Source organism: Labrenzia sp. THAF35, assembly GCF_009363595.1.
GTDB classification, from domain to species: Bacteria; Pseudomonadota; Alphaproteobacteria; order Rhizobiales; family Stappiaceae; genus Roseibium; species Roseibium algicola.
In genome coordinates, this window is record NZ_CP045380.1 from 4,577,205 (window position 1) to 4,586,959 (window position 9,755).

Annotated in this window: 10 protein-coding genes; all 10 read right to left on the reverse strand. The window is 56.8% G+C overall.

From position 1 onward, the window contains the following. Nucleotides 1-2 precede the first annotated feature (2 nt). Entirely contained in the window at nt 3-1,049 is a 1,047-nt protein-coding gene (locus FIU93_RS20970; RefSeq protein WP_152506629.1) for a major capsid protein, read from the reverse strand. Between the two features lie 58 nt (nt 1,050-1,107). After that, the gene (locus FIU93_RS20975; RefSeq protein WP_152506630.1) at nt 1,108-1,809 is read right to left on the reverse strand and encodes a head decoration protein; all 702 of its coding nucleotides are present in this window, start codon (nt 1,807-1,809) and stop codon (nt 1,108-1,110) included. A 39-nt stretch (nt 1,810-1,848) separates the two neighbouring features. Next, entirely contained in the window at nt 1,849-3,192 is a 1,344-nt protein-coding gene (locus FIU93_RS20980) for a S49 family peptidase (RefSeq protein WP_152506631.1), read from the reverse strand. A 3-nt stretch (nt 3,193-3,195) separates the two neighbouring features. Beyond that, the gene (locus FIU93_RS20985) at nt 3,196-3,438 is read right to left on the reverse strand and encodes a hypothetical protein (RefSeq protein WP_152506632.1); all 243 of its coding nucleotides are present in this window, start codon (nt 3,436-3,438) and stop codon (nt 3,196-3,198) included. Further along, on the reverse strand, nt 3,435-4,991 hold the full coding sequence (locus FIU93_RS20990; protein ID WP_152506633.1) for a phage portal protein: 1,557 nt from the start codon (nt 4,989-4,991) through the stop codon (nt 3,435-3,437). The genes FIU93_RS20985 and FIU93_RS20990 overlap by 4 nt, the downstream gene beginning before the upstream one ends. Before the next feature lie 6 nt (nt 4,992-4,997). After that, nucleotides 4,998-7,091 carry a terminase gpA endonuclease subunit gene (locus tag FIU93_RS20995; RefSeq protein WP_152506634.1) on the reverse strand — a complete coding sequence of 698 codons (2,094 nt, stop codon included), beginning with the start codon at nt 7,089-7,091 and terminating at the stop codon, nt 4,998-5,000. Beyond that, nucleotides 7,088-7,717: a hypothetical protein gene (locus FIU93_RS21000; RefSeq protein ID WP_152506635.1), complete on the reverse strand. Its 630-nt coding sequence runs from the start codon at nt 7,715-7,717 to the stop codon at nt 7,088-7,090. Before FIU93_RS21000 ends, FIU93_RS20995 begins: the two co-directional genes overlap by 4 nt. Before the next feature lie 187 nt (nt 7,718-7,904). Next, a complete protein-coding gene (locus FIU93_RS21005) occupies nt 7,905-8,480 on the reverse strand; it encodes a phage tail protein (RefSeq protein ID WP_152506636.1) in 576 nt (191 codons plus the stop codon). 9 nt (nt 8,481-8,489) lie between these two features. After that, complete coding sequence (locus tag FIU93_RS21010; RefSeq protein ID WP_152506637.1) at nt 8,490-8,690, reverse strand: hypothetical protein; 201 nt, start codon at nt 8,688-8,690, stop codon at nt 8,490-8,492. A 93-nt stretch (nt 8,691-8,783) separates the two neighbouring features. Then, complete coding sequence (locus FIU93_RS21015; protein WP_152506638.1) at nt 8,784-9,575, reverse strand: hypothetical protein; 792 nt, start codon at nt 9,573-9,575, stop codon at nt 8,784-8,786. Between the last annotated feature and the right edge of the window lie 180 nt (nt 9,576-9,755).

Genomic DNA, 9,755 nt, shown 5'->3' on the forward strand with positions numbered 1-9,755 from the left:
ACTTAGTTCGAAGTTTCCATTTCGACGATCGTGTCAGGCTGCTTGCAAACAGCCAGACGATTGGACTGGCTCTTCAACTCGTAGCCTTCCCCATGATCCAGCTCTTTGCGGGAGATGAAGATCGAGTCCTGGTCGGGCGCGTCATTGACATGCGCAATGTGATGAACCGGCGCTTCGAAGGTTTTCATCATGTCCTGTGTGCCGGCAGGATAGGCGTGGCCCTTGCCAGCCTGGACATTGGCGACGGTTTCGATCGTGCCATTCTTCCGCTTCACCGGCAGGCCGCCCTTGTATTCCCGGAAGAGGATATCGCCGAATTCAAACACGCGGCCCCAGCTGCCACCCATCATCTGCCGGTTGAGTTCCCGATGTTCGGAACTGTTCTGCGCTTGCAGCCAGAACTTCTCGACGTTCGGATGAGTGATAAGCTTGTTGAAGAAAGTCGGCGAAACCACGGAATGAACGCCGCTGGTGGTCTCGCCCTGAAGATTTGTCATCTGATGGTCGACGACTTCTTCACATTTCGCGCGAACATCAGTCGCCGCCGTGCCGAGCAAGAAATCAACGGTCTTCTTCTGAATGTCGAACAGGTCATAGAGATCATAGAGGGTCGTACCCTCACCGTCTGTGATCAGACCTTTGAGCATGCCGAGGCGAATGAATTCCAGAGTGATCGAGTGATGTTTGCGGATGTTCATCAGTTTCCGCGCTAGCTCGCGATCCAGAGACCGAGGTGTCACCTGGCCGTTGACCACTTCGAGCAGCCCGTCCACATCATCGACAGAGATATTTTCCAGATGCGGGAAGTACGGAATTTCGATGATCACGCCGCCTTCCGTTTCATCAGGCCCAACGGTACCAGGTGCACCACGGGGGCGAGCTGCCAGGACATAAATCTGCCCGTTCTTGAACTCGATGCGGACGAAGCGGGAAGTCTTGGTTTCAAACGGGGCGATGCCGAGTGCATTCAGCAGGCCATACTGGTTGGGAATGCGGTTCACTTCCTGAGTGAGATCCGAATTCGTGTAAAGAAAGTCAAATTCAGCCATGACAGGTCCTCGTGAGGGGCAACAAAAAAGCGGCCCCGAGGGCCGCCGTTGGTAGGTGTTAGCGGACGATCATCCGCATCTGTTCAAGTTCGACCACCGCGGCGGCCTTCTGATCGTCGGTGATGCCGTCCGGCCATGCGATTTCCTGCCCGGCCAGGATAACGTCACCACGGCGAAGAGCGAGCCCACCGGAGACGTCTTCACCATCCGGTGCTTCCAGATCGACCAGAGAAACACCCCAAATGCGTTCGGTGCCGTCCACCGCGTCCGGGTCCCATTCAACGACCTTGTTAGTTGCAGCACCGAGTTCGACGGCAACAGAAACAACGAACCGGTCACCTTCAACAAAATCAGTGCCACCACCGGCAATCGTAAACTTGATATGTTTGGCGAAGGATGTGCCGCCAGTCGCGGTGCCGACATGGTTGCCTTCCGGATCTTCAACCCGGAATTTCGATACTGCGTCAGCGCCGCCGGTCGTGCAGACAACCGTGTAATCGCCGGGCAGCACCGCATTGGTGTAGGCAGGATCTGCCAGTGTAAGCACGCCGTTACCGGTGTTGCCCGCGTCCGCTGCCTGGGCTACGTTCACAGCGCCAACACCAAACGTCATTGCGAGCAGCATGCCCAAGCCGATAGCGCGAACGCCGCCGGCACCGCCGAGAAGCGTGAAGGTTTCGCGCGTGAACTCGGGATTGCTTTCAAATTTGACCAGTTGAGACCGGCGTTTTTTGCCGGTGTACTTGTAGGATGCAAGCATGTGTTTGATCTCCGATTACGTGACCGGTGAAAAGAAGGGTTAGCGAGCGGAAGTCATCCGATCGACTTGTGCGCCAACCAGCTTGGAAAGGCCGCTCTTCGGTGCCGGAGTACCGGCAGCTTCGCCAATCGGGTCCTGATCGGACTCGCGGGCGGAAAGGCTTGCAGCGTCATCTGTGGTCGCTGCCGTGCCAACGTGTTTGGTTGTCATTGCAACAACCTTATCCGCCGGCATGTCCGGAGCCTCGGCAGCCAGTTCCAATGCGTGGTTCATGCGGGCGGAATTTCCGGAAATACCTTCCGCAGAAAGGACTGACATGAGACGTTCGCGCTCGGCAGTTGCGCCTGCGCGACGGCCTTCCACGGTTGCGTTTGCAACAGCGGCATCATGGTCGGCTTTGGAAATGCCCGTATTTTCAGCGGCGGGCACGCTGGTCGGATTGTCCATTTGAGTTCCTCTCGTTAGGACGGTTGTGCGCCCGCCTGGGGCGCGGGAAAGCTCTTCCAGCACAGACTCGAACGTGCCGACACGATCAGCGAGACCATGTTTGACAGCGTCGAGATCTGGATTGTCGCTCTGGCCGAAGTAGGTTCTGGCTTGTGTCGCGCGCGCCATTTCTTCGGTCAGTCGGTCACCGCGGCCAGCGGCAACTGTTTTCAGGAATTGTGCATAGAGGCTGTCCACCTCCGCCTGCAGGCTGGCGCGGACATCGGCAGAAAGCGGCTCGAAGGGATTACCGTCGACCTTGTGCTGACCTGCGAAAATGAGGGTCGGTTTCACGCCGTCTTCCGACAGCGCTTTGGAAATGTCGGCGTGCAGCAAGACGACACCGATCGAACCGGAAACACCGGAGGGTGTCGTTACGATCTCTGTCGCACCGCTTGCAATGGCGTAGGCAGCGGAAGCTGCCATCCCATTGACAACAGCAATAACAGGCTTCTCGGCGGCAAGTTCGCGAACGAGTTCGGCGGTTTCAAAAGCTCCAATGGCTTCGCCGCCAGGACACGTAATATCAAGGATACCCGCCTTGAACGCATCGTCTTTGCGGGCCTTTTTGAGCTGGTGCTTGACACCCTCATAAGAGACCAGACCAGACGAGGCGCCAACGTAGGCGCCACGGTGAACCAGCGAGCCGGCGATAGAAATGATACCCACGCCGCGTTCTGTCAGACGGTAGGGAGCTAGAACTGGATCTCCCCACGCATCCCGCTTAACGCGGCCATCGTCATCCCGTTCATACGGATCGCCCTCAAAGCGATCAGCAGCGGGCATATTGACACCAATCCGGCTACCAAGAACCGACATGATGACCTGCGCCTTTTCAGGCGTGATCAGCAGGGGGCGGTTAAGCACCCTGTCCGCAAGATGTGCATGAAAGGACATAGTTTATCCGAAGGTTATGGCGCGACGGGCCGGACGGGCACCGCGCTTTCGTGCGCAGGCCATCTGCAATTCACGAATGCGGCGACGAAGTTCTGGAATGTTTGATTGCTGCCACTGCCGCTCGTCTTCCCCGACGCGAGCACGGACAACCATTTCACCGGTAAGCAACCTGTCCAAAACTTGCTCAAGCTTCGGATACACCGCACACGGATCGCTCATATCGATCCCTTCGAAGATCGAACTCATGGCTTATCCTCTTCCGTGTCGATGGCCTTATCGGTGCCAATCTTTGCTTCTTCAGAGCGGTCGCCTGGATGCGGCAGGTTCTTGTCTTCCCGGCTCTGCCGTTCCCGTGCGAGCCCTTCGTGAACATCCGAAATATCGTCGCCGCGCTCGGCTGCAATCCGGCCCTGCGTCCTGACGCCGAGGTTGTAGTAAATCTCATCGGCACGAGCGGCCTTGAGTTCGTCGGCCACGGGTTTCGGAGGTCCGCGCCACTCAGCGCGGCATGCAGCGGTTTTGTTTTCGAGAAATCCCCGAATGCCGCCTGGAAACTCAATGCGGCCGGCATCGATCTCTTCTTCTAACCAAGCCTCGTAATCAGCCTGTTTGAAAGGCATGGCGATATGCTGACGGCGATAGAGCGTGATCGGCCAGATTTTCGCGATACCATTTTGGAGCGATGAATACGTCGCACCTCGATAATCCCCGGTCAGGTCCTCAAAAAGGCAACCGAGGCAGCGAGCGATCTCACGCAACAGGAAATTTGCAAGGGCTTCATAGTTCGCGTTCGGGAATTTCGAACCCTGCAGGTTCAATTTCTCACCAGCAAACAGGTGCGGGATCTTGCCGAAGTCCCCGAGCTTGATATCGACGTTCTTGTGCCATCCGGATAGCTCTGACATGAACCCAGCCATCGGGGTGTCTCCGCCGAGGGCATTCAGAACGTCTTCAGTCGGATAGTCGCTTTCGATAGTCGCCGCGAACATGGCATGCAGAAACGACGCGGCAAGGGTCGATCCTGTCAACTTGTCATAGTGCTGGATCGTCTTCAGCACCGGCGCGAAAACGGTGATGCCGCGATACTGGCCAGGCATGCCGTCAAAGATATGTTTGATGATCGGTCGACCTGCCCGGTCGCGAGCCCGATATTCGACATCCTTATGGACGCCATCTCCATCCTTCAGTCTAAAGCGATAAGACACCGGAGCGCCGTGGTTGTCGATCCGAACACCTTGATGCAGTCGTTCGGAAACACTGGTTTCCCGAGACAGCCAGTGAGACGGCAGCAGCCGGGCGCGGGTTCTGCTGGTAACGCCTGGACGGGAGAACATCAGGAACTGAGTTACCCCCTCACCCGTTGCAAAGAACTGGCGAAGGTGAGCAGCCTCCATCTGTCCCGCTGTGTATTGACCGCTTGCGTCACATTCGAACGCGTTGCGACAGCGCGCATCATATCGGCGCTCGACGTTTCGTGACCACCTATCCGCCTCACTGGTGGTCATCCCGATAACTTCGTGATCCGGATTTGCATTCAGCTTCAAGCCGGTGCCTATGATGGTCGAAATCGCCGCTTCGACGCCGCCAGCAATCCATCCGTTATTCTGCAGCGCTTCAATTGTGCGGGCTGCAGCCGGGGTCCAAGCCTGACGGATCTCATCGGAGATATCTCGGATCGCCGGACCACCCATGAAGAATGCAGGCCCGGTACCGGTATTTCTCAGATACCCCGCGCTCGGCGCAGCTCGACCGTCAACAGCCGAACCAGGCCGCGGAATAACTGGAACCGAAGTGCGCATGCAATCCTACTTGTTCAGGGTTTTCGATAGTTCGGCCAAAGACATCTTCGGCGCTTCCTTCTTGTAGAAGGGATCTTCAGCCGCGACGGTGAAGAGGTCCGGCGTAACAGGCTGGCCGTGAACGTCCAGCAGCAAGTTCGACCAGCGCTCCTGGTTGAGACGCAGTTTCGTTTCGAGGTACCATGCGAGGGCAACACCGTAGACGGAAACGTCAAACCAGTCGTTCTTGCGCCCGCTGATCTTTTTCCATTCCTTCTTCGCCCTCGGGTCGATCAGATCGCTAGACCTGCGATTAACCGATTTCTTGAGTTCCTCTTCCGGATCAACCAGCCTTTCAGCTGTCAATTCGAGGGCAAGATCGTCGTCGCAGAGATCCGCGGCGATCTGGAATGTGTTCCTCGGCCATTTGCCGTTTGCATCCTTGCCGAGGACCAGGTTGGCAAGACCGGCCATGACCTCTGTTTTCACGTCATAGGCATTGACGGGATAGAGCATCACCTGAGCGATCTTGCGTTTGTACTCGTCGACAATCGCCTGTTTTGTTGGCGTCCCCAGCCACGCAACAGCCTGCGTTTTGCGTCCGTCCAATGCGTAGACGTTCGGCCGGCTTGAGCAGAACCTGTAAACACGCTGTGTAGCCCAACCGGAATCAACGCCGGAAAGATCAATGCCGCGTTCCAATCCACCCGCACCCGGATACTTACGACCGAGTGCATCTGCCAGAGCGATCCAAGGTTCATCACTCTGATCGGGAGCACCTTCGAAAATCTCCCTGTCGATCATGTATCGCTGGCTGTTCGGTCCAACGGCAAAGCAGGCCCACTTGATGCCATAGCCCTGAATATCAGCCGTGGACACAAGCAGCCCCGCGTCCCGCGGGATTGCCCGAGCAACGACCGGGTTGAGCCGCGCGGTTTCTACGATCTGCTCGTGATCGACTTCTGACGATCCGGGGTCATAGGGCTCTGCCAGATCCTGCTGGTAAAACGTCCGAAGTTTGGTCGTGTTGCCGTCAGCCAGTTCCCACCGTTCCCAGATCGCCTTGAAGCTTTCCTTCGGAGCGTAGGCTGCCCAAAGGTGATAGCTGGGCTGCCAGTCGATGCACCGGCCCTCGCAAGGGGCGCACTGCCATTCCCGTATTTCGTTGGCCGACAGGACCTGCGGCACCTTCGGCTCACCGTCATGAACCCGCGTCGCAATCCAGATGCCGCTGGCGTTCAGCTCGGTCTTGTGCCCGTTTACGATAGCCTCGTTACAAGCCAGGCACTTGAAATGGACGGGCAGACCATTTTCGGGATCAGGACCGTACATCTGATCGAAAATCAGTGGCTGATACCTGTCGCAATGGGGGCACGGAACGTAATAGTACCGCCTGTCCCCTGCGTTGAAATCCTCCGAAATGGCGCATTCATTCACCGTTCCGGGCGTTGATCCCTGCCATTCCTTCGCAAGGTCGCCGTACATCTTCTGGCGGGCGCGAGCCTGGTCGCGAGGTGATCCGCGATTATCAACATCCTTCGGGTATCCCGTCACCTCATCCATGGCGAGATATTTGATGGACACCATTTGCAGGCCCTTTGAAGAACCTGCATTCACGATCTGGCAGAAGCCGCCGGCATACCGCTTATAGAAAGTGGTCGAGGACTGTTCGTCCCGGCTGTTAACCGGCACAACCTTGTGCGACACCCGCGGCGTCACTTCGATCGTCGGCTGCAACTTGATCCGGTTGAACTTCGTTGCCTCTTCCAATGTCGGCAACGTGATCATCATCGAACCGGGAGCCTGGTCCACGATGAAGCAAAACCAGTTTTCGATTGCCGTCGATTTGCCGAGCTGCGCGGCCCATCTTGCCGTCACCCTACGCGCCGGATGATCCGGATGCAGACAATCCTGCGGCTCCCTCAAGTAAGGGACGCGGGATGTCTTGAACTGTCCCGGCCAGGGTGAACCGGATTCCGCTGATACGTGGCGATACCGATCGGACCATTCGCTGATGGTCAGGTCTTCAACTGGCTTTGTTGCCTCGACGAAAGCCTTGAACAGCACCTCGCCACCGAAAGGCAGAGCCGGAAACAGTTCGCGCGTGTCGTGGAACGTCATTGCAAAACATCGGTTCGTTGGTCGGCAGTCTCTTCGCCTGCCATTTCCGGAGCGTCCGCCGTCCGTTTGAAGTCATCGAGCCGCTGCAGGATCTCGCGATGGAAGATATCGAGACCGCTACGGGCGAATTTTTTCAGCGCCAGGCGCGTGGTTCGTTCATCCCAGCCATACTTGACCGAGAGAGAAGCCGCTTCGCTTTCAACGGCGCGCTCAAATGCGCTGTTCATCAGTGCGATAGCATCACGGCCGGCACGGTCGACTTCACCGGTTGGCGTGACTTGCTTGCGGCGCTGCGCCAGGTCCAGTTCCCGAAGCTCGGCATCGGCCATCGCTTTTCGGGCTGCACCATGGTTTTGCGTCCCGGTGCCCTTGGTCGGAAGTGACGGCGCGACGGACGGCGCCGGGCTGGCCGTTACCGGAGCGGACACGTTTTCAATGCGGATATTCTCCGCCCGGTGCGCGCGCAGCTGCACATAGTCCACCTGCGTCTCCCTACCGCTCTTTCGAGTGGAAAGTGCGTCGGTGTGCTTGCTCAAATAGCGAGACAACGTCGAGCGGGTGACAACGTCGCCAGCCTTACTCAGGCGCTCCGCCGCTTCCGTTATCGAGATCCAGTCCTCATTCATTTGTGCATCCGTGCAGCTGCACGCGTGCATCCGTGCAAAGCGTGTATCGGTTGAAAATCACCCTACTGGTGAAATCTCGGGAGCTTTCCGCCCGTGGGAGGCAAAATACCCCCGTACGGTCCCTATGTTTCACGGGTCCTTCCGTGAAACATTTCGCGTCCATCTCGCTCATTGGTGCGGTGAATGGTTAGCCGAACGCTTTACCGGTCTCGCGCTTCAGCTCATGAGCCAACCGCCGAGGAAGAACGAGAGCTACCGTGCTCTCCCAAGCCTGGGCGCTCGTGCCCTTGATCATTTCATTCGGGATGACCACCCCGGACTTCACTGCCTTGAATGGAAAGCGATCCGCGCTTGTCCTCTTCATGACATGACCATGGAACACGATGCCCTTGCGGTTTGGAAACCTACCGCCTTTCAGGAATGTGCCGTCGAAGACCTGGCGCTTGCGGAACGGGTTAGCGCTCACCCCCTTACGAGTTTCGCGGGGGGCGAAGAATTTCAACGAGACATCGCCACCACTTGCGCGAACTTTGTACTGGAGGTTCGTTGCGTTTGCGCGCACCGGGACCATGGCACGTCTTACGATCTTGAGCTTGAGACCAGTATGTTTTGCCAGCTCCCGGCTTGCCTTGGTCCGAGCCATCGAACCGACACGGTTCAGGGCACGGGAGCTGACGCGCCGAATGGACAACGGCTCCAGCTTTGACAGCGCACGGTCCAACGTTCTCAGACCGGACGTGTCTGACCAATACATCCCCGCCATACCAGAACCTCAGATCAGGGTTTGGACGATGATGCCATCGTCTAGATAGATCATCACATCCGCCATTTCGAAACAGCCTGGCACGATCTCAATCATGCGGGCGTCCGGGAATGCCTCACGCAGATACATCTTGGCAGAATAGAAATCGGGGTCCTGATCGATACAGTCGAAGAGCTGCGCACAGCTGTCGATACGATCAAGCGCGCACATGGCTTACCCCAACAAAAAACCCCGCGGGCGTTGCCAGCGGGGTTGTCTAACCTTTTTCAGTGCGGCTGTTGTATGTCAAGCGGCGCTGTCACGTCAAGAATAAAATCGCAGGTCGTTCAGGATGCGGGGACCATGCCACCCCTCCCCCTCCCAAGGACAGGCAGCGCGCGGTGATGGCGTCAACGCCCAAGAAGTCAGCTTTTCTGCCAATTCCTCAGTGAGGATATCGAGACATGACCTCCAGATTTGATACTCGCCACGGGCTATAATCAATCCGGTCGGGTCCGGCTTCAGAATAAACTTCTGGTATGCACCGACCTTGGGAGCCTTGGTGTTCCGGTTCCACCCGTCCTCAGTTTCGCTCCGGAACTCGACAGCGTTGCCGCTCTCATCGAGCGAGTGTGTAATCCGCATCTGATACCAGATCGGCGCACCATTCCCGTTCCGCACAACTTCTCGCGCTGGCACATCACCCTCCCAATCAGGGCACCCGCCGAGGATTGCATGTTTGCGGACCAATTCAGCAGCAGTCTTGCGGCGGCAACCAATGCCAAACCGGGCGGCGCTGAGTACATGATCACACTCCGGGAAGTCCGCGATTTCCGGCACAGGGTTCCAGTCTAGCGGGAAATCGATCTGCAGCATGTCAAGATCGCAGACAGCCTCATGCACACGCAAAGCATCATCATTCGGTTCTCCATCAAGCGGGCTCAAGGTCGGAACGACGCCATACTCGTTGTCATCGATCTTCGTGAGCAACTGCATGAAACTCTCAATCGATGCCCATGCAGACCCAGCCCTACCTGATGAACTGTTGCCGCCCTTCGGCAACTCATCGCAATAAGCCCACTTCAGCAGCTTTTCGATATCGATGCGTTTTTTCATCAAAATCACCCACTCTAGATAGTTATAGATAGTTAGTGACAGTTAAATAGAGAGTTTAAGTGATGGTTTTTATGTTTTGTTTCATACACTTAACGGGAAACAAAGACAGTTGAGATAGTTTCTAGCGCACCACATATAGCGCTGAAAAAATTACCCCAAACCCCTCTCATATATAGAGAG